Source organism: uncultured Paracoccus sp., from assembly GCF_937873615.1.
In the GTDB taxonomy this organism is placed as follows: domain Bacteria; phylum Pseudomonadota; class Alphaproteobacteria; order Rhodobacterales; family Rhodobacteraceae; genus Paracoccus.
Map to the genome: position 1 here is coordinate 62,573 of NZ_CALMYP010000052.1, position 21,278 is coordinate 83,850.

Consider the following 21,278-nt stretch of genomic DNA (forward strand, 5'->3'; position numbering starts at 1 on the left):
AAGACGTGCGCTGCCTGACGGGCGGATGTCCCCGGCGTCACAACGGCGTTTCCTTGAAGGCTTGTGGCCGCCGATAACGCAAACGGGGCTGGTCTGTGCACCGCTTAGCGTTTATTTCCTGAACCGGACCGGAATGAATTGGGCAGGCGCTGACATGACCGAGATCAATATGGAAGATCGTGCGACCGGGCTGGCGATGCGGCGCGGGGCCATGCGGCGCTGCCCGGCTTGCGGCAAGGGCGCGCTTTACCAGGGCTATCTGAAAGTGCGCGACACCTGCCCGGCCTGCGGCGAGGCGCTGCACCATCAGCGCGCCGATGACGGGCCGGCCTATCTGACGATCCTGCTGGTCTCGCATCTTGGCGCGCCGCTGTTGCTGTGGGTTTTCCTGACCTATCAGCCCTCGCCGATCTCGATGCTGATCGGGTTCTCGCTGGGGGCGGTGGTGCTGTCGCTGGCGTTGCTGCCGGTCATCAAGGGCGCGCTGATCGGGGCGCAATGGGCGAGGCGGATGCATGGCTTCGGCGTCGAGGAGGCAAAGGAGCCTACGCTATGACCCAGCCGCCCAAGCCCGATCCGGCGCGGCTGCGCGATGCGGCGACCGTCGTTCTGGTGCGCCGGGGGCCGGAGGGGCCGGCGGTGCTGATGGGGATGCGCGGGGCGAAGGCGGCCTTCATGCCGTCGAAATATGTCTTTCCGGGCGGCGCCGTCGATGCCGAGGATGCGGCGTTTTCACTGGCGGTGGAACCCGATCCGGTGACGCTGCAGCGCCTCGCCATTGTGCCGCGCGCCGAAAGCCGCGTCACCCCGCAGCAGATCCTTGCCGCCGCGCTGCGGGAACTGGCCGAGGAGACCGGGCTGCTGATCGGTCGGCCGGGCGAGAGCCCGATGACCGGCTATGCCGAGGCGGGGCTGATGCCGGATGCCTCGGGGCTGCATTACGTTTTCCGCGCGATCACCCCGGCGGGTCGGCCCCGGCGCTTCGATGCGCGGTTCTTCCTGGCCGATGCGCGCCATGTGCAGGGCGATCCTGACGATTTTTCGCGCGCCTGCGACGAGCTTTCGCATCTGCATTGGGTGCCGATGGCTGAGGCGCGGCGACTGGAACTGCCCTTCATCACCGAAGTGGTTCTGGCCGAATGCGCGGCAATGGTGGCCGCAGCCGGCGACGGCCCGCTGAGGCCGCCCGCATCGGTGCCGTTTTTCGACAATCGCGAGGCGCGCTCGCGCTTCGTTCAGATCGGGGCGGGTGCATGAGGTCAGGCCTCGGCCTGCAGCGCCGTGCCTTTCTGGCCGGCGGTATTGCGGCTGCGCTGGCTGCACCCGGTTTCGCGCAGGTGCTGCCGGCGGGGCTGTCGGTTCCGCCGCCGGGCAAGCCGCCGCCGCGACCCGGCGATCTGATCGCCGGGGCCGGGCTGGACGCCGAAATCGACTATGCCGTTTTCGATAGCGCCGGCACGCTGCTGGAGGCGCGGGGGGCCGACAAGCCGGTGGCACCCGCCAGCACCCTGAAGGTCCTGACCACGCTTTATGCGCTCGATCGGCTGGGGGCCGAGGCGCGCTTTCAGACCCGGGTCATGCGCAGGGGCGACGACCTGATCCTTTATGGCGGCGGCGATCCGACGCTTGACACCGATGGCCTGGCGAGGCTGGCCGAACTGACCGCGGCCAACTGGACCGCCACCCCGCCGAAGCGGTTTTTGGTCTATGGCGGTGCGCTGCCCTCGGTCGCCGAGATCGCGCCGGAACAGGCCGATCACCTGGCCTATAACCCGGCTATCTCGGGGATGATGCTGAATTTCAACCGCGTGCACCTGTCCTGGCAGGCGGGGGGTGAGGGGATGTCGCTGCAGGCGCGGGCCATTCGCAACACGCCCAAGGCCTATACGATCCGCGCGGCGGCGGTCGGGCAGGGGCCGCTGTTTTCTTGGCGCGAGGAGGGCGGCACGGAAATCTGGTCGGTCAACCGCGCCGGTCTGCGCCGTGCCGGAAGTCGCTGGCTGCCCGTGCGCCGGCCCGAGCTTTATGCGGGCGATGTCTTTCAGACGCTGTGCCGCGCGCAGGGTCTGGTTCTGCCCGCGCCCGAGGTGGTGGCGGCAGAACCCGTTGGCGCGGTTGCTCTGGCCAGCATCGACAGCCCGCCCTTGCGCGACATGCTGCGCGACATGATGGAATATTCGACCAACCTGACCGCCGAGGTCATGGGCCTGCAGGCCAGCGGTGCGGGCGATCTGGTCGCTTCGGCCAGGGCCATGCAGGAATGGGCCGAGGCGCAGGGCATTACCGGGCTGGACCTGCGCGATCATTCCGGCATCTCGGGCGAGACCCGCGTGACCGCGCGGGCCATGGCGCAGGTCATTGCCAGCATGGGCGGGCGGGCCGATCTGCGCGGGCTGATGAAACATGTCGGTCAGCAGGATGCGCGTGGCAAGGCGCGGGACGGCGATTTGCGGCTGGAGGCCAAGACCGGCACGCTGAATTTCGTGTCGAATCTGGCCGGTTATGGCAGCCTGACGGGCCATGGTGAGGTGATCTTCGCCATTTTCATCGGCGATATGGTGCGGCGCGCGGCGACCGAGGGGCAGGAACTGCCCGCCGGCGTCGTCACCTGGACGCATCGCGCCAAGCATCTGCAGCAGCAACTGGTCGACGCCTGGGTCCGGCGTTACGCCTGAAGCGGACGATGGCGCAGCTGCGAGGACAGCTCGATTGCGGCGGCGTGAAGGCGGCTGACATTCAGCTCGTGCCGGATTTCCTGCAGGAATTCGGCCTCGTTCTCGGTCAGCCGACCATCGGCGGCGGCCACGTCGCAGCAGAGCGCATAGGCGGTCTCGTAAAGGCGTTCGGGCAGGGCGTCGCGGACCAGACCGAACAGGGCCTCGATGCCGTCCTCTTCCTCGAAAAGCGTGATGACGGTCTGCGACACGACACGGATCCGGTCGACATCATAGGCCGCAAAGACCGGCATGTGATCGACCATGCGCTCGATAGCCACGAGTTCCGAGGTGCGCATGTTCTCGTCCGAGGCCGAGACGGCCACCATCAGCGACACCAGAGCGTCGCAGGTGGAGAAGGAGGGAAGATCTGTCGTCACGTTTGGCATCCTGTGTTTTCGCCAAAATATTGACGATCCGGCGCGGTTTCAATAAGCCGCCTGCGACCCCTTCAGGAGAGACGACGATGACCACCCTGCGCGATGCCGCGATGACTTCCAAGGCCTGGCCCTTCGAAGAGGCGCGCCGGGTGCTCAAACGTTACGAGAAGAAGGACCCCGAAAAGGGCTATGTGCTGTTCGAGACCGGCTATGGCCCCTCGGGCCTGCCGCATATCGGCACTTTCGGCGAGGTTGCGCGCACGACCATGATCCGCCGCGCCTTCGAGATGATCTCGGACATTCCGACGCGGCTGTTCTGCTTCTCGGACGACATGGACGGGATGCGCAAGGTGCCGGAAAACGTGCCGCAGCAGGAGATGCTGCACGAGAACCTGCAGAAGCCGCTGACCTCGGTCCCGGATCCTTTCGGCGAATATCCGAGCTTCGGCGATCACAACAACGCCATGTTGCGCCGCTTTCTGGACACGTTCGGCTTCGAATACGAGTTCATGTCGGCGACCGAGTTCTACAAGTCGGGCGCTTTCGACGAGACGCTGCTGCGCGCCGCGGAACGCTATGATGCGATCATGAAGATCATGCTGGCCTCGCTGCGCGAGGAGCGCCAGCAGAGTTATAGCTGCTTCCTGCCGATCCATCCCGAGACCGGCCGTGTGCTTTATGTCCCGATCAAGCATGTGGATGCCGGGAAGGGCGAGGTTACCTTCGACGATGAAGATGGCCGCGAATGGACGCTGCCTGTCACCGGCGGGCAGGTGAAGCTGCAATGGAAGCCGGATTTCGGTGCCCGTTGGGCCGCGCTCGATGTCGATTTCGAGATGTATGGCAAGGATCACAGCACCAATACGCCGATCTATGACGGCATTTGCGAGGTGCTGGGCGGTCGAAAGCCCGAGCATTTCACCTATGAACTGTTCCTTGACGATCAGGGTCAGAAGATCAGCAAGTCCAAGGGCAACGGCTTGTCCATCGACGAATGGCTGACCTATGCGGCGACCGAAAGCCTCAGCTATTTCATGTATCAGAAGCCGAAGACGGCCAAGCGGATGCATTTCGACGTGATCCCGAAGGCGGTGGACGAATATCACCAGCAACTGCGCGCCTTCCCCGGCCAGACGCCCGAGCAGCAGCTTGCCAATCCGGTCTGGCATATCCATCGCGGGCAGGTGCCGGCATCGGATATGGTGGTGCCGTTCTCGATGCTGCTGAACCTCGCCTCGGTCGCCGGGGCGCAGGACAAGGACGGGCTTTGGGGCTTCATCCGCCGCTATGCGCCCGAGGCCACGCCCGAGACGCATCCGCAGCTGGATCAGGCGGCGGGCTATGCGGTGCGCTATTTCAACGATTTCGTCGCGCCGGGACGGACCTTCCGCGCCCCCGACGAGAAAGAACGCGCGGCGCTTCAGGACCTGTCGGAGCGGCTGGCAGCCTGGGACGGTCCCGCCGATCCCGAGGCCCTGCAGACCATGGTTTTCGCGGTCGGCACCGAACATGGGTTCGAGCCGCTGCGCGCGTGGTTTCAGGCGCTTTATCAGGTGCTGCTCGGGGCCGATCAGGGGCCGCGCTTCGGCGGTTTCATCGCGCTTTACGGCGTGACCGAGACGCAGGGTCTGATCGCCCGGGCGCTGAACGGCGAACTGACCGCCTGAGCCGGAAGCGGGGCGTTGCGCGCAACGCCCGCCCGGTTAAGGCAGGTTTAACCGGCGCTGCGCAAATTCTCCCCCGCATATCCGACCGCGCGGAGCGGTCGGTTCGAGGGGAGATCGCGCATGAATATCGCCATTACCGCCGGGGTCCAGCTGATGCCGCCGTCCTTCGCGGCCGGTCTGTCTGTCTGGTCGCGTGAATACGGCACGCCGGGTTCCGCGACCTGGGAGAACCAGGCGAATGCCGCCATCGTCGCGGCCGATCAGGATTTCGGCCCCTGTCTGGAAATCAACAAGGCCGAGGACACCACGCGCCTGCGCTATATGGGCGAGACGCCGATCCTGCCCGGCACCTATCTTCGGGTCTCGGCCCGCATCAAGGCCATGGCCGGTGCAAGGCCTGCGGTGCGGATCGCCGGTTGGGCCGGTGGCGCGGATCGCGGCCATGTCGCCGGGCTGGACGAGACCGGGCCGCTGCGCGGCTTGCCGGATTACGGCGAGGTGATCGAGATCAGCGCCATCGTCGGCACCGGGCAGCGCGGCGGCGTCGACATGCCCTGGGGGGCGGAGCCGGTCTATGGTCATTTCGGCCTCGACCTGACCGGCGCCAATGGCGGTGCGGTGCGCATCGAATCGATCCGGGTCGAGGATGTGACCTCGACCTATCTGCGCGACATGATGGATTGGGTGGATGTGCGCGATTTCGGTGCGATGGGCAATGGCACCGCAGATGACCGCGCGGCATTCATTGCGGCGGACAAGGCGGCGGGCGGTCGTGTGCTGGTGGTGCCGGCGGGGAGCTATCGGATCGGCTCGGACCTGACGCTGAAATCGCCGGTGCGCTTTACCGGCACCTTGACCATGCCGCGCGCCGCACGTCTGGCGCTGATGGGGTCCTTCGATTATCCGACCTATGCGGCGGCGTTCGGCGACGAGACCGAGGCGTTGAAGCGCGCGCTGCAGGCGCTGTTCGGCTATACCGATCATTGCGAACTGAACCTGTGCGGTCGCCGCATCGACCTGACCGAGCCGATGATCATGACGGAACTCGCGCCGGACCTGACCTCGTTCCAGAACCGCCGCCAGATCTGCAACGGTCAGATCAATGTGGTCGACGGGCCGGCCTGGGCGAACCGGGCGGTGACCTCGCAAGCGACCTATGACCCCGCGAACCAGATGGTGCTGAGCAATGTCGCCAATGTCGCCAATATCGAGGTCGGCAGCCTGATCACCGGCGCCGGCGTCGGGCGCGAGATCTATGTCAAGGCGAAGAATGTGGGTGCCGCCACCCTGACCCTGTCGCAACCGCTTTATGGCGGGGCGGGGACGCGGAGCTATCGGTTTGAGCGGTTCCGCTATGTCTTCGACTTCCTCGGGATCGAAAGCGCCAGCAATGTGATCCTGTCGGAGCTCGATTTCTCGCTGAACGGTGCGGCGAGTTGCCTGATGCTGCCGACCGAGGGGCGGATGTTCCAGTTCCGCGACTGCTATATCCACAGCCCGCGCGACCGCGGCATCACCTCGGCCGGGCGCGGTTGTCAGGATCTGCATGTCGACCGCTGCCACTTCCTGTCCTCGGAAATGGGCCTGCCGGCACAGGATCGCAAAAGCGTGGCCATCAACGTCAACGCCAATGACACCAAGATCCGCGAGAACCGCGTCGTTCGTTTCGGCACGTTCATGGTTGCCGACGGCGGAGGCCATCTGATCGTCGGCAACCATTGGTTCCAGGGCGACGATACCGAGATCGGCAAGCGCGTGCCGGGGCTGGTGCTGACCAATGGCAACAACAAGTCCGTGATCACCGGCAACTACATCGACAATTGCATCATCGAGTGGACCAACGAATATTCCGCCGCGCCGGATTTCGCCAACAACACCTGGTCCTTCGGCGGGCTGACCGTCACCGGCAACCATTTCTTCGTTCATGGCGTGCTGTCGGATTTCGCCTGGCTGTCGATCAGGCCCTATGGAACCGGCCATTACATTCAGGGCCTGACCGTGACCAATAACGTGTTCCTCGTTGGCGGTCCCAAGATTCAGCGGATCGAGAAGGTCGACACCAGCTTCGCCGATCTGGACTATGGGCGGATGCGCAACATCCTGTTTGCCGGCAACACGTTCAACGGGGTGCTCGATTACGTCGCGAATCCGGTCCAGATCAGCCATAATCAAGCGACGGCGCAGGCAAGCTGGGTGGTGCCGCTGGCCCAGAAACTGCCCTTCAAGGGTTGGGCGCGGAACGTCGACTCGCTGACGGCAGTTTCCATGATGACCGATGGCGGGGGCGGGCGCGTCACCGAAATGCCATGGGTGCGCGCGCTGCAGGGCAGCGACAAGGGCAGCCTTCAGGTCGAATGGTCGAAGCCCGTCAAGGGCCAGGTTGCCATCATGGCACGGATGGACGACCCGAGCTGAGCGATCCAGACGCGCCGTCGCGCCCCTTGCCGGGTCAGGTTGGGGGCGCTTTGCCGATTGCATGGTCACGTGGCTGTGAATTATTAACAAAAACCCAAGAACGCCCGTCAACGAATTTACAAAAAAATCCTTATAAAAAAGTGCTTTGTGAATATTTTTATTTGTGTTTTACTCTCCATCAGAGGTAATGAGTGAATACGGACCGGGACCTGGTTCGGATTGGCTCAGGCTGGCTGTTTGGGGGAGAATGCAATGACAGTGGAAAACGTGGCGAAACATCCGATTCCGGCGGGATTCGGGGATGCGATTGCCGGGCCGGACGATTATCGCCGCCTGTATGAAGAATCGATCTCGGACCCCGAGGGATTCTGGGCGCGCGAGGGCAAGCGGCTCGACTGGATCACGGATTACACCAAGGTCAAGAACACCAATTTCACCTTCGGCGATGTCTCGATCAAGTGGTTCGAGGATGGCGTGCTGAACGCCTCGGTCAACTGCATCGACCGCCATCTTGCCAAGCGCGGCAACAAGACCGCGATCATCTTCGAGCCCGACGACCCCGAGGTGCCGGCCCGCCATATCACCTATCGCGAACTCAGCGACAAGGTGAACCGGATGGCGAACGTGCTGCTCAGCCAGGGCGTGATGCGCGGCGACCGCGTCGTCATCTACCTGCCGATGATCCCCGAGGCCGCATATGCGATGCTGGCCTGTGCGCGGATCGGGGCCATCCACTCCATCGTCTTCGCCGGCTTCTCGCCCGACGCGCTTGCCAACCGGATCAACGATTCGGGGGCCAAGCTGGTCATCACCGCCGATACCGCCCCGCGCGGCGGCCGGCGCACGGCGCTGAAGTCGAATACCGATGCGGCGCTGCTGCACTGTTCGGACAAGGTGCGCTGCCTCGTCGTCAAGCATACCGGCGACCAGACCACCTGGGTCCAGGGCCGCGATGTCGACGTGCTGGCGATGATGGAACATGTCAGCCCCGAATGTCCGCCGCGCCCGATGGGGGCCGAGGATCCGCTGTTCGTCCTTTATACCTCTGGCTCGACCGGCAAGCCGAAGGGCGTCGTGCATACGACCGGCGGTTATCTGGCCTATGCGGCGATGACGCATGAATATGTCTTCGACTACAAGGACGGGGATGTCTTCTGGTGCACCGCCGATGTCGGCTGGGTGACGGGTCACAGCTATATCGTCTATGGTCCGCTGGCCAATGGCGCCACCACGCTGATGTTCGAGGGCGTGCCGACTTTCCCCGATGCCGGGCGCTTCTGGGCGGTCTGCGAAAAGCACAAGGTCAACCAGTTCTACACCGCCCCGACCGCGATCCGGGCGCTGATGGGGCAGGGCGCCGAATGGGTCGAGAAATACGACCTGTCCAGCCTGCGCATCCTGGGCACCGTGGGCGAGCCGATCAACCCCGAGGCCTGGAACTGGTATGACAAGCATGTCGGCAAGGGCAAATGCCCGATCGTCGATACCTGGTGGCAGACCGAGACCGGCGGCCACATGATCACCTCGCTGCCCGGCGCCATCGAGACCAAGCCGGGTTCGGCGACGCTGCCCTTCTTCGGGGTGAAGCCGGTGATCCTCGAAGCGGAATCCGCCAAGGTGGTCGAGGGCAATCCCGCCGATGGCGTGCTCTGCATCGCCGACAGCTGGCCCGGCCAGATGCGCACCGTCTGGGGCGATCATCAGCGCTTCATGGAGACCTATTTCCAGCAATATCCCGGCTATTACTTCACCGGCGACGGCTGCACCCGCGATGCGGACGGCTATTACTGGATCACCGGGCGGGTCGATGACGTCATCAACGTCTCGGGTCACCGGATGGGCACGGCCGAGGTGGAATCGGCGCTTGTCGCCCATCCCAAGGTCGCCGAAGCCGCCGTTGTCGGCTATCCGCATGAGGTGAAGGGGCAGGGCATCTACGCCTATGTCACCCTGATGAACGATGTCCCGGCCACCGATGAACTGCGCAAGGAGCTGGAGACCTGGGTCCGCACCGAGATCGGCCCCATCGCCAAGCCGGACCTGATCCAGTGGGCGCCGGGCCTGCCGAAGACCCGCTCGGGCAAGATCATGCGCCGCATCCTGCGCAAGATCGCCGAGAACGATTTCGGTGCCCTCGGCGACACCTCGACCCTGGCCGAGCCGGGGGTCGTGGACGAGTTGATCGAAAACCGCATGAATCGCGGTTGATGCCATTGCGGGGCCGGGCCGATAGGTCCGGCCCTGCCTTCCGGTCCACGGGCCAATCTGCCCGGGGATCGGCACGCGGAGGGCCATCGATCCGCATCCCGCCCTCCTGGACTGATCCTGACATGCCAGATCCCGCCGGTCGTTCCGGCGGGCCGAGGGAAACTGACTGAAAGACACGATTCAACCCTCTTGAGGATAGCACAAGAATGGAACCGTCCCTCGCAGAGCGCATCTCTGCAAATCCGGACTACCAGAAACTCAAGGCCAGCCGCTCCAGTTTCGGCTGGAAGCTGACCCTCGCCATGCTGGTGGTCTATTACGGCTATATCCTGATGATCGCCTTCAACAAGGAACTGCTGGCGCATCGCATTGGCGAGAATGTCATGACCTGGGGGATCCCGATCGGCTTCGGCGTGATCCTGTTCACCATCGCGATTACCGCCATCTATGTCCGTCGCGCCAACAGCGAATTCGACGAACTGACCGAAAAGGTCCGCCGGGAGACCCTGAAATGAGCCGCGTCCTGACCCGCATCGCGGCGGCTGCCGCAACCCTGGCGCTGCCGGGCATGGCGCTTGCCGCCGATGTCATCGAGGCCGGCGAGAAGCAGGCCACGAACTGGACCGCGATCATCATGTTCGCGGGCTTCGTGGTGATGACCCTCTTCATCACCAAATGGGCTGCCGCCAAGACCAAGTCGGCCGCGGATTTCTATACCGCCGGCGGCGGCATCACCGGCTTCCAGAACGGGCTGGCGATTGCCGGTGACTATATGTCGGCGGCCTCGTTTCTGGGGATTTCGGCGGCGGTCATGGCCAATGGCTATGACGGGCTGATCTACTCCATCGGCTTTCTGGTCGGCTGGCCGATCCTGACCTTCCTGATGGCCGAACGGCTGCGCAACCTCGGCAAGTTCACCTTCGCCGACGTGGCCGCCTTCCGCTTCGCCCAGGCCCCGGTGCGCATCTTCGCGGCCTCCGGCACGCTGGTCGTGGTCTGCTTCTACCTGATCGCGCAGATGGTCGGCGCGGGTTCGCTGATCGAGCTGCTGTTCGGTCTCGATTACTGGATCGCCGTCGTCATCGTCGGCGCGCTGATGATGATCTATGTCCTGTTCGGCGGCATGACCGCGACGACCTGGGTGCAGATCATCAAGGCCTGCCTGCTTCTGGGCGGCGCGACCTTCATGGCGCTGTCGGTGATGTGGAAATACGGCTTCTCGCCCGAGGCGCTGTTCGCCGATGCCGTCCGCGTCAAGGCCGAGGCCGCTGCCGCTGGCGGAGCCACGCCCGAGGATGCCGCCAAGGCCGGCCAGTCGATCATGGGACCGGGCAGCTTCATCAAGGACCCGATCTCGGCGATCAGCTTCGGCATGGCGCTGATGTTCGGCACCGCCGGCCTGCCGCATATCCTGATGCGCTTCTTCACCGTTCCCTCGGCGAAGGAAGCGCGCAAATCGGTGATGTGGGCGACCACCTGGATCGGTTACTTCTATCTGCTGACCTTCATCATCGGTTTCGGCGCCATCACCTTCGTGCTGACCAACCCGGATTTCCTGGCCGCGGATGGCAAGCTGGTGGGCGGCAACAACATGGCCGCCGTGCATCTGGCGAAAGCCGTGGGTGGCAACGTCTTCCTGGGCTTCATCTCGGCGGTGGCCTTCGCGACCATCCTCGCGGTGGTGGCCGGGCTGACGCTTTCGGGCGCTTCGGCGGTCAGCCACGACCTCTATGCGACGGTCATCAAGAAGGGCAAGGCCGACAGTCTGGCGGAGCTGCGCATGTCGCGCATCACCGTGCTGTGCCTCGGCGCCATCGCCGTGGTGCTGGGCATCGCCTTCAAGAACCAGAATATCGCCTTCATGGTGTCGCTGGCCTTCGCGGTCGCGGCCTCGGCCAACTTCCCGGTGCTGTTCATGTCGGTGCTGTGGAAGGACTGCACCACCAAGGGGGCCGTCACAGGGGGCTTCCTGGGGCTGGTCTCCTCGGTGGTGCTGACGATCCTGTCGCCTTCGGTCTGGGAGGCCACGCTTGGCAACCCGGCCGGTTCGGCACCTTTCCCCTATACCTCGCCCGCGCTCTTCTCGATGACGCTGGCCTTTCTGGGGATTTGGCTGGTGTCGAAGATCGACAATGGCGAGCGCGCGCGTATCGACCGGGCCGGGTTCCTGGCCCAGCAGGTGCGCTCGGAAACCGGCATCGGTGCCTCTTCGGCCTCGGCGCATTGAAGGGAGGGCAGGGCATGGCACATCGCACCGATCCGCCGCCGGCCCGCCCCGCCGCCATCCCCGCGACACGGCGCAGGGGATGAACAGAGAACCGGTCCGCAGCGCCTTGTCGCGCTGCGGGCCGCAAGCGTCGCCCCGCCACTGCTGCCGCGGCGGGGCGCGTCCACAAAAGGCAGCAAGACAACGACACTCACGAGGGAGGTCTTTCGGACATGAGTGACAAGACATCATCAAACGCCTACTGGGCGGCGAATGTGCGGATCATCTGGATCTGCATCGCCATCTGGGCGCTGGTATCCTACGGCTTCGGGATCATCCTGCGCCCGCTTCTCAGCGGCATCAAGATCGGCGGCTCGGATCTGGGTTTCTGGTTCGCGCAACAGGGGTCGATCCTGGTCTTCATCGTGCTGATCTTCGGCTATGCCTGGCGCATGAACAGCCTCGATCGCGAACACGGCGTGGAGGAATGAGATGAGCCAATTTGCTCTTAACCTGATCTTCATCGGCATCAGCTTCGCGATCTATATCGGGATCGCCATCTGGGCCCGTGCCGGCTCGACCGCCGAATTCTATGCGGCCAACCGTGGCGTCAGCCCGGTCATGAACGGCATGGCGACTGCCGCCGACTGGATGTCGGCGGCCAGCTTCATCTCGATGGCGGGTCTGATCGCCTTCACCGGCTATGACAACTCGACCTATCTGATGGGCTGGACCGGCGGCTATGTGCTGCTGGCGCTGCTGCTGGCGCCTTACCTGCGCAAGTTCGGCAAGTTCACCGTGCCCGAGTTCATCGGCGACCGCTTCTATTCGCGCACCGCGCGGATCATCGGCGTGGTCTGCCTGCTGATCATCTCGATCACCTATGTGATCGGCCAGATGACCGGCGTGGGCGTCACCTTCTCGCGCTATCTGGAAGTGTCGAACTCGACCGGTCTGTGGATCGGTGCGGCGCTTGTCTTCTGCTACGCCGTTCTCGGCGGGATGAAGGGCATCACCTATACGCAGGTGGCGCAATATGTGGTGCTGATCATCGCCTATACGATCCCGGCGGTCTTCATTGCCATGCAACTGACCGGTCATGTCCTGCCGCAGACCGGGCTCTTCGGCTCGCTCGCCGGGGGGGATACCAAGTTCCTGACCAAGCTCGACCAGGTGGTGACCGATCTCGGCTTCGCCAACTATACCGGCCATCACAAGTCGACGCTGGACATGGTGCTGTTCACCCTGGCGCTGATGATCGGCACCGCGGGTCTGCCGCATGTCATCATCCGCTTCTTCACCGTGCCGAAGGTTTCGGACGCGCGGTCCTCGGCGGGCTGGGCGCTTGTCTTCATCGCGCTGCTTTACACCGTCGCCCCGGCGGTCGGTGCGATGTCGCGCTTCAACCTGACCGCGACCATGTGGCCGGGTGCCGTGGAAGGCGAGACCTACAGCCAGCCGGCAGTGTCGCTCGACGCGATCCAGAACTCGCCCGAGCTGCAATGGATGCGCAACTGGCAGACCACCGGTCTGCTGGCCTGGGAAGACAAGAACGGCGACGGCCTGATCCAGTACTATAACGATAAGGCCGAACCCGGCGAGGCGCTTGCCGCCGTCATCGCCGAGCAGAACCTGCAGGGCAACGAGTTGCCGACCGTGAACAACGACATCATGGTTCTGGCCAACCCGGAAATCGCCAACCTGCCGGGCTGGGTCATCGCCATCGTGGCTGCGGGCGGTCTGGCCGCGGCGCTGTCGACGGCGGCGGGTCTGCTGCTGGCCATTTCGGGCGCTGTGTCGCACGATCTGGTCAAGGGCTGGCTGGCCCCCGAGATCAGCGAGAAGGGCGAACTCATGGCCGCCCGCGTCTCGATGGCGGTCTCGATCCTGGTCGCGACCATCCTCGGGCTGCATCCGCCGGGCTTTGCGGCGCAGACCGTGGCGCTTGCCTTCGGTCTGGCGGCGTCCTCGATCTTCCCGGTGCTGATGATGGGGATCTTCTCGACCCGCATCAACAAGCAGGGTGCGATCTGGGGGATGATCGCCGGTATCGCCTCGACGCTGCTCTATATCTTCACCTACAAGGGCTGGCTCTTCATTGCCGGCACCAACATGCTTGAAGATACCGCCGCGAACTGGCTGTTCGGCATCTCGCCGGCCTCGTTCGGGACTATTGGCGCGCTGATCAACTTCATCGTTGCCTATGTGGTGTCGAATGCGACCGAGGAACTGCCCGCCGAGGTGGTCGAACTGGTCGAATCGATCCGCGTTCCGCGCGGCGCCGGCGCTGCCGTCGACCACTGAACCGACAACCCCCGCGCCCCGGGCCTGGTCCCGGGGCGCGGCCTTTTCTGACGAATCTGCACCGCTGCACGAGGCCCAATATGGATGACATCCTGAAATTCATCGCCAGCGTGCACCCCTATGATTCCTTGCCCCGGGACGAACTGTCCCGCGTGGCCGCAGTTTTTGTCGCCCGCGACTGGGCCGAGGGCGCCAAGGTCTACCGCGCCGGCGAGACGCTGGACGGGCTTTACCTGATCGAGGGTGCCTCGGTCGAAATCACCGATCCGAACGGCGAGCTGGTCTCGATCCTCGGACGCGCCAATTCCTTCGGCGAGCGTGGCCTGCTGAGCGACGGGCTTGCCGCCACCACCGCCACCGTATCCGGGGCCGGCAGGATCCTGATGCTGCCCGCTGCGGAGTTCCAGCGCCTGCTGGGCGAAAGCCCCGCCTTTTCCCGTTTCTTCACCCGTGGCCGGCCGGTGCCGGCGCGGGGCGGCACGGATGTGGCGACGCTGAAAGTCGCGGACCTGCTGTCGCGCGAGCCGCTGGCAACCGGACCCGAGACCACGATTGCCGAGGCCGCGCAGATGATGCGCGCGGCCCATGTCTCCTCGCTCGGGATCGTCGAGGATGGCGGCCGGCTTCTCGGCATCGTCACCATCCGCGACATGTCGAACCGCGTCGTCGCCGAGGGGCGCGATACATCCGCCCCTGTGACAACGATCATGACCGCCGATCCGGCCTCGCTGCCGTCCGAGGCTTTGGGCTCCGACGTGCTGAACGCCATGGTCGAGCGTCGGGTCGGCCATCTGCCGGTGATCGACGGCGGCCGTTTCGTCGGCATGATTACCCAGACCGACCTGATGCGGGCACAGGCGATCTCGTCTTCGGTGCTGATCCGCGATGTGGCCGGTGCGCAGGTCCCGGCGGATCTGGCGCAGGTGACCGCCCGCATTCCCGACCTGCTGGTCAATCTCGTCGCCGCCAATCACCGCCACGAGGTGGTGACGCGGCTGATCACCGACATTGCCGATGCCGTGACCCGCCGCCTGCTGACCATGGCCGAGGAAACGCTTGGCCCGGCGCCGGCGCCCTATCTCTGGGCGGCCTGCGGCAGTCAGGGGCGGCAGGACCAGACCGGCGTATCGGATCAGGACAATATCCTGATCCTCGCCGACGGGATCGATCCGAATGATCCCTATTTCGAGAAACTCGCCCGTTTCGTCAGCGACGGGCTGAACGCGGCGGGCTATGTCTATTGCCCCGGCGACATGATGGCGACCAACCCGCTCTGGCGGCAGCCGCGCAAGGTCTGGTCCGGCTATTTCCAGGACTGGATCGACCGGCCCTCGCCCGAGGCGCAGATGCTGGCTTCGGTCATGTTCGACCTGCGCGCCATCGGCGGCGATGCCTCGCTGCTGGCCGGGCTGCAGGCCGAGACCCTGGCCCTGGCCTCGCGCAACTCGATCTTCGTGGCCCATATGATCGCCAATTCGCTGAAGCATCACCCGCCGCTGGGGCTGATCCGGGGTTTCGCGACGATCCGTTCCGGCGAACATCAGGGCCATATCGACATGAAGATGAACGGCGTCGTGCCGGTGGCCGACATGGCCCGGGTCTATGCGCTGCGCGGGCGGCTTCTGCCGGTCAATACCCGCGCCCGGCTGGAAAATGCCGAGGATGCCGGGATCATCTCGGGCAAGGGTGCGCGCGATCTGATCGCCGCCTATGACCTGATCCAGACATTGCGGCTGGAACATCAGGCGGCGAGGATCAAGGCCGGGCAGCGGCCGGACAATTTCCTGCAACCGGCCGATCTGCCGGATTTCGAACGCAGCCATCTGCGCGACGCCTTCGTCGTCGTGCGCACCATGCAATCCGCTCTGGGACAGGGAAAAGGGGCCCTTTCATGAATGAACTTTCCGGCCTTGGCGCCGATCTTCTGGGCACCTTCGCGGTCGCCATCGGGGCGGCGGCGCTGCTTTACGCGCTCGGTCACGCGGCGAAGCGGGCCGGGCGGCCACTGCCGCGTTGGGTGCTGCCGGTGGGGATCGGGCTGTCGATGATCGGTTATGCGACCTGGAACGAATACAGCTGGGCCTCTCGCGTCAAGGACCAGCTTCCCGACCGGGTCGAGGTGATCGCCGAAGGTCAGGTGCAAAGCCCGCTGCGGCCCTGGACCTATCTGGTCGCGCCGACCCTGCGTCTGGCGCTGATCGACCCGGCGGCGCTGCGCGAGGCCGATGCCGAGGGCGCGCAGATCGTGCCGGTCACGCTGGTCCAACGCTGGAAGCGAAGCGTCACGGTCGAGCAGGGGATCAACTGCACCACCGGAGAGACCCGCCCGCCGGGCGCGGACTGGCAGCAGGCGGCGTCGACCGACCCGGCCTTCGCGGCCATCTGTGCCGGAGGCTGAGCGCGGGGAGAGAGAGAAGGCAAGGGGAGAAGGATCAGAGGGGGGAGGAAAGCGACATGGCCCGGATCACGGTCATCGAGGACGAGGACAATATCGCCGCCGCGCTGGATTTTCTGCTGACGCGCGACGGGCATGACCATGACCGCCTGGCGACCGGCGCCGGCGCGGTCGAGGCATTGCGGGCGGGGCATCCCGATCTGGTGCTGCTGGATGTGATGCTGCCCGAGGTCTCGGGTTACCAGATCGTGCAGGACCTGCGCGCCGATCCCGAATTGCGCGATATCCGGGTGCTGATGATGACCGCGCGCGGCTCGGTCGTCGAGCGGCGCAAGGGCATGATGCTGGGCGCAGATGGTTTCATCGCCAAGCCTTTCGAACTGGCGGAACTGCGCGCCGAAATGGCCCGCGTGCTGGGGGAACGGCCATGATCGGGCGGCTTTCCCTGCGGATGCGGATCTTCCTGATCTTTGCCGGGCTGGCAGCCGGGTTGCTGGCGCTGACCGGGGCCGGACTTCTGGTCGCGGCTTCGGTGCTGAGCGGGGCGCCAGCGACGGATCAGGGCCAGCCGGGCGGCGTGACCGATGCCTTGGCACTGGCGGGGCTGATCGCGGGTCTCGGTGGGCTCGGGCTGGTGGCCTGGGTCTGGTTTCTGTTCGACACCCATGTCGGGCGCGCGATCGAAACCCTGGCCGGCAGCCTGCTGACCGGGGCCACACCGGATGCGGGGCAGGGCCGTTACCTGGCCGATCTGGCCCCCGCCGTGCGCGCCGCAGCACAAGCGCAGGCCCGTGCCCGGAAAGACCTGGAGACGGCGCTTGCCGCCCATGCCGAGGCCGAGGCGCGCGAGAAGGCGCTGCTGGAAAAGATCCTGTCGGATATCGGCGCCGGCGCGATTCTGGCCGGGCCCGAGGGGCGGGTGCTGTTCTACAACACCGCCGCCGGGCAGTTGCTGCCGGGGCTGGGCCTCGACCGCGAATTGGCGCGCTTCCTGCGCCCCGGCGGGCTTGAGGCCGCGCAGGCGCGTCTGGATGCCGGGGCCGATGCGACCGATGTGGCGCTGATCGGTGTCGATGGTTCCCGGCTTTCGGGCCGGTTGCGCCGCCTTCAGGACGAGGCCGGCGGCACCGTCCTGATCCTGCGCCCGGCGCAGCGCGAACTGACCCCGCCGCGCGCCCCGGTCGAGGCGCTGCGCCGTCACGCCGCGACCCTGACCCCGCTTCTCGACGATCTCGAAACGCCCTTGCCCGCACCGCTGGTCGAGGTGATCCGCACCGAGGGCCGGGCGCTGTCGGCGGCGCTGTTCGAGCTTGAGACCGCGCTGACCCCGCCCGCCCCGCGACAGCGCCGGGTGGCTGCCGAGGAACTGGCGCGCGGCCTTGGCCTGCCACTTGCCGAGGTGGCGCCGCTGACGCTTGCCGCCGATGGCTGGCAGATCGGCGGGCTTCTGACCCTGCTCGGCGCCCGGCTGGAAGGGTCGGGGCGCGCGCCGACGGCAGCGATCCTCAGCGCTGATGTCAGCGAGGCGCAGGTGCTGCTCAGCTGGACCGGCCCGGCCCTGCCCATGGACCAGCTGGACCGCTGGCTGCTTGACGCCCCCGATCCCGACCACCCCGAGATGAGCGGGGCCGCCATCCTCGCCTCGCATGGCACCGGGATCTGGCCGGAACAGGCGGGTGATGCGGGGCAGTTGGTGCTGCCGCTGACGGTCTCGCCCATCGCGCGCGAGGCGCGCCCGGCGGTGACCTATGACTTCGCCCTGGCCACACGCGGCGCCCCCGATACGCGACCCTTGAACGCGCTGACCTGCGTCGTCTTCGATACCGAGACCACCGGCCTCGCCCTGTCCGACCGGATCGTGCAGATCGCCGGCCTGCGCATTGCCGGCGGCCGTCTGACCGGCGAGCAGTTCGACATGCTGGTCAATCCGGGCCGGCCGATCCCGCCCTCATCGACCGAGATTCACGGCATCACCGACGAGATGGTGCGGGGCGCCCCCGATGTCACCACGGCGCTGCGCGGCTTTCACCATTTCGCCGAGGGCGCGGTGCTGATCGCCCATAATGCGCCCTTCGACATGGGATTGCTGCGTGCGGCCGAGGGCGAGACCGGGCAGCATTTCTCGAACCGGGTCATGGATACGGTGCTGCTTTCTGCGATGATCTGGGGGCAGGCCGAGACCCACAGCCTCGATGCGATCTGCGAGCGGCTGGAGATCACCATCCCCGAGGGGCTGCGCCATACCGCCATGGGCGATACCGAGGCCACCGCGCAGGCCTTCCTGAAGATGCTGCCGGCGCTGGAGGCGAAGGGGATCACCCGTTTCGAACATGTCCTGAGCCAGGCGCAGAAATACCGCCGCCTGCTGGGCGATGCGAATCTGGACAGCATCCAGCGCACGGCCCAGCCGGCAAGGGCTTGAGGCCCGCGCGTCCGGTGCGGCGTCGACCCTAGCGGCCCAGCTTGGCGTGAACCTCTTCCAGATCGACCTCGTCCCGGGGCATCTTGTTGTCGGGGTCGTCGAAATCATAGCGGAACAGCTGGAAGTCCCGCTTGTACATTTCCCAGACCAGGTGCCGTGACAGGTCGTCGAAATACTCGCTGACCTTATGGGCGCGCTTTGGGCCATGCCCTTCGGATTCGTTGAAACGCGGCACCGCTTCGACATCGACCTTTACCGGCGTCTCGACTGCGTCGAGGACCTTCTGGATGCCTTCGTTGAACTTCTCGGTGAAGAAGATCTGGTCGTAATGGCCGCCATTGTTGATGAAGGTCGAGATATGGCCCGACATGGCCGACCAGTGGATGTCCGGGTCCATCGGCCTGCGCCAGCGGATGGTGTCGCGCGCGAACAGCAGGAAGCGGCGGAAGGACTTGATCTGGTCGAAGTCGAAATCGTCTTCGGGGCTGCCGACCTCGATTCCGTATTTCTGGATCAGTTGCGGCACCAGATTGCCGCGATAACGCTTTCCGTTGCGCTGGATACCGGCGATCTTGTCGAAGAAGGACGACAGAATCCGCGCATAGGGGTTGCGCACGCAGGTGAAGCTGACGCCACGCCCGGCAAGAACCGCCTCCTCGATGGATTTCTGGCTGTCATCCAGCCCCCATTTGTGCAGCCCTTCGTTTGCATCGTGAATATCGCCGTCGAAATAGCGGCCATGGTCGGAATAAAACATGATCTGCCCGATCGTCGAGCAGGCGCATTTCGGCACAACCCGATAGACCAGACTTTCGCTTTCGGTCATCCAGACGCCGGGAAAACCCATTTCAAATCCTTCTTCGTGTCGTGGCGGGTTGCGGTACTCGCCAAAATTGTGGAGACAAAAGCAGATTGCCGCAGGATTATCAACGGGCCGCAGCCCCGTCCTGCATCTTGAACGGAGCTTCGTCGGAGCGTCATGGCAAAGATTGCCTTCATCCTTTTGGCCCATAAGGATCCCGAAGGTCTGATCGCCCAGGCCGAACGGCTGACCGCGACCGGCGATTGCGTGGCGATTCACTATGACGCGAGTTCAAGCCCGACCGACTTCAACCGTATTCGCGCCGCACTGGGCAGCAACCCGAACGTGACCTTTGCGGTGCGGCGCCACAAATGTGGCTGGGGGGCATGGTCGCTCGTTCTGGCTTCGCTGGACGCGGTGCGCGCGGCGGCGGACAGCTTTCCGGCGGCAACGCATTTCTACATGCTCTCAGGCGATTGCATGCCGATCAAGTCGGCGGAATATGCGCGTGCGCTGCTGGATGCTGAGGATGTCGATTACATCGAGAGCTTCGACTTCTTCACCTCGGACTGGATCAAGACCGGGATGAAGGAGGATCGGCTGATCTATCGCCACTGGTTCAACGAGCGGAGCCAGCCGAGGCGGTTCTATCTCAGCTATGAGTTCCAGAAGCGGTTTCGGCTGACCCGCAAGATCCCCGAAGACCTGCAGATGATGATCGGCAGCCAATGGTGGTGCCTGCGCCGGGACACCATCGAAAAGGTGCTGAGGTTCTGCCGCACCCGCCGCGATGTGATGCGCTTCTTCTCGACCACCTGGATCCCGGACGAAACCTTCTTTCAGACCGTCGTCCGCCATGTCGTGCCGCGCGACCAGATCCGCACGCGTACGCTGACCTATCTGATTTTCACCGATTACGGGATGCCGGTTGTCTTCTGTAACGATCATTACGACATGCTGCTCAGGCAGGACTATCTGTTTGCCCGCAAGATCAGCGCCGAGGCCGAGGATCTGAGGGCTCGTCTCGGTGCGCTCTGGCAGGCAGAGGGGCTGCATTTCGCCATTTCGGGCGAGGGCAAGCCGCTGTTTCGCTATCTGACCGGGCGCGGGCGGATCGGACAGCGTTTTGCGCCGCGCTTCTGGGAAACGGAAGCGACGCTCGGTCGGCAAAGCGTGCTGCTGATGATCGTGGCCAAGAAATGGCATGTGGCCAAGCGCCTGACCGCCGCTATTCGGCGTCATACCGACATTCCGGCGGTCGATTACCTGTTCAACGAACGCGATGCCGGGCTGCCGGACCTTGGCGGTGCCGAAACCTCGGTTGCCAAGCGCGAACGCCATCGCCGGGCGCTGATCCGGATATTGATGACCGAATTCGACGATTCGCGCCTCGTCATCTGCATCGACCCCTCGGCTTTCTACCTGATAAACGATCTGGCCGGCGACAAGGCCGAGGCACGGGTCCTGCTGATCGAGACCGATTTCGATGACGATTATCTGCGCGGGCATCTCGGTCGGGTCGGGTTGGCCAACGCCTCGACCCCGCCCGAGGTTCTTGACCGGCTGTTGCCAGCGGTGCGCGGCGACCTTCTGCAGGAGGCCGAGCGCCTGCGCGAAACAAACCTCGTTGGCCTGACCGAGATCAGTGCCGAAGCCGGCCTGGCGCGAAATTCCCGCGCCATTGCCGATTTCCTGGATATTGACGAGGATAGCGCCGGCATGATCGCCTCCACCCCGAACTTCTTCGATGATTGAGGATGCCCCG

General features: G+C 64.9%; 17 protein-coding genes. 15 read left to right on the forward strand and 2 right to left on the reverse strand.

From position 1 onward, the window contains the following. Nucleotides 1-154: 154 nt before the first annotated feature. Genes Q0330_RS12090 through dacB form a run of 3 tightly spaced genes read left to right on the forward strand, consistent with a single transcriptional unit; the run spans nt 155 to nt 2,675 of the window. On the forward strand, nt 155-556 hold the full coding sequence (locus Q0330_RS12090; RefSeq protein ID WP_299479372.1) for a DUF983 domain-containing protein: 402 nt from the start codon (nt 155-157) through the stop codon (nt 554-556). Continuing rightward, nucleotides 553-1,257 carry an NUDIX domain-containing protein gene (locus Q0330_RS12095; protein WP_299479375.1) on the forward strand — a complete coding sequence of 235 codons (705 nt, stop codon included), beginning with the start codon at nt 553-555 and terminating at the stop codon, nt 1,255-1,257. The genes Q0330_RS12090 and Q0330_RS12095 overlap by 4 nt, the downstream gene beginning before the upstream one ends. Next, nucleotides 1,254-2,675, forward strand: a complete 1,422-nt coding sequence (gene dacB / locus Q0330_RS12100) for a D-alanyl-D-alanine carboxypeptidase/D-alanyl-D-alanine-endopeptidase (RefSeq protein ID WP_299479378.1) — start codon at nt 1,254-1,256, stop codon at nt 2,673-2,675. Before Q0330_RS12095 ends, dacB begins: the two co-directional genes overlap by 4 nt. Here the strand turns inward: dacB and Q0330_RS12105 are convergent. Continuing rightward, nucleotides 2,666-3,103, reverse strand: a complete 438-nt coding sequence (locus Q0330_RS12105) for a tellurite resistance TerB family protein (protein WP_299479381.1) — start codon at nt 3,101-3,103, stop codon at nt 2,666-2,668. The genes dacB and Q0330_RS12105 overlap by 10 nt on opposite strands. 77 nt (nt 3,104-3,180) lie before the next feature. Between Q0330_RS12105 and Q0330_RS12110 the strand changes: the two genes are divergently transcribed. The 11 genes from Q0330_RS12110 (at nt 3,181) to Q0330_RS12160 (ending at nt 18,711) form a co-directional block, all read left to right on the forward strand. Beyond that, nucleotides 3,181-4,761, forward strand: a complete 1,581-nt coding sequence (locus Q0330_RS12110; RefSeq protein WP_299479384.1) for a lysine--tRNA ligase — start codon at nt 3,181-3,183, stop codon at nt 4,759-4,761. A 120-nt stretch (nt 4,762-4,881) separates the two neighbouring features. Beyond that, entirely contained in the window at nt 4,882-7,176 is a 2,295-nt protein-coding gene (locus Q0330_RS12115; RefSeq protein WP_299479387.1) for a glycosyl hydrolase family 28-related protein, read from the forward strand. 252 nt (nt 7,177-7,428) lie between these two features. Then, on the forward strand, nt 7,429-9,384 hold the full coding sequence (acs, locus tag Q0330_RS12120; protein ID WP_299479390.1) for an acetate--CoA ligase: 1,956 nt from the start codon (nt 7,429-7,431) through the stop codon (nt 9,382-9,384). A gap of 206 nt (nt 9,385-9,590) precedes the next feature. Next, complete coding sequence (locus Q0330_RS12125; protein ID WP_299479393.1) at nt 9,591-9,899, forward strand: DUF485 domain-containing protein; 309 nt, start codon at nt 9,591-9,593, stop codon at nt 9,897-9,899. Beyond that, nucleotides 9,896-11,611, forward strand: a complete 1,716-nt coding sequence (locus tag Q0330_RS12130) for a cation acetate symporter (protein WP_299479396.1) — start codon at nt 9,896-9,898, stop codon at nt 11,609-11,611. The genes Q0330_RS12125 and Q0330_RS12130 overlap by 4 nt, the downstream gene beginning before the upstream one ends. A gap of 212 nt (nt 11,612-11,823) precedes the next feature. Further along, a complete protein-coding gene (locus Q0330_RS12135; protein WP_299479399.1) occupies nt 11,824-12,081 on the forward strand; it encodes a DUF4212 domain-containing protein in 258 nt (85 codons plus the stop codon). Nucleotide 12,082: 1 nt separating this feature from the next. Continuing rightward, nucleotides 12,083-13,894 (forward strand): sodium:solute symporter family protein, encoded by a 1,812-nt coding sequence (locus Q0330_RS12140; RefSeq protein ID WP_299479402.1) that lies wholly within the window; start codon nt 12,083-12,085, stop codon nt 13,892-13,894. Nucleotides 13,895-13,974: 80 nt separating this feature from the next. Further along, complete coding sequence (locus Q0330_RS12145; protein ID WP_299479405.1) at nt 13,975-15,789, forward strand: DUF294 nucleotidyltransferase-like domain-containing protein; 1,815 nt, start codon at nt 13,975-13,977, stop codon at nt 15,787-15,789. Next, entirely contained in the window at nt 15,786-16,292 is a 507-nt protein-coding gene (locus tag Q0330_RS12150) for a hypothetical protein (protein WP_299479408.1), read from the forward strand. The genes Q0330_RS12145 and Q0330_RS12150 overlap by 4 nt, the downstream gene beginning before the upstream one ends. A gap of 56 nt (nt 16,293-16,348) precedes the next feature. Continuing rightward, complete coding sequence (locus Q0330_RS12155; RefSeq protein ID WP_299479411.1) at nt 16,349-16,720, forward strand: response regulator; 372 nt, start codon at nt 16,349-16,351, stop codon at nt 16,718-16,720. Further along, on the forward strand, nt 16,717-18,711 hold the full coding sequence (locus Q0330_RS12160) for a 3'-5' exonuclease (protein WP_299479414.1): 1,995 nt from the start codon (nt 16,717-16,719) through the stop codon (nt 18,709-18,711). Before Q0330_RS12155 ends, Q0330_RS12160 begins: the two co-directional genes overlap by 4 nt. 28 nt (nt 18,712-18,739) lie before the next feature. Here the strand turns inward: Q0330_RS12160 and Q0330_RS12165 are convergent, their stop codons facing one another. Further along, nucleotides 18,740-19,558, reverse strand: coding sequence for a sulfotransferase family protein (locus tag Q0330_RS12165; protein WP_299479417.1), 819 nt, complete (start codon nt 19,556-19,558; stop codon nt 18,740-18,742). A 132-nt stretch (nt 19,559-19,690) separates the two neighbouring features. Between Q0330_RS12165 and Q0330_RS12170 the strand changes: the two genes are divergently transcribed. Continuing rightward, nucleotides 19,691-21,268, forward strand: coding sequence for a DUF5928 domain-containing protein (locus Q0330_RS12170; RefSeq protein ID WP_299479421.1), 1,578 nt, complete (start codon nt 19,691-19,693; stop codon nt 21,266-21,268). Nucleotides 21,269-21,278: the final 10 nt, after the last annotated feature.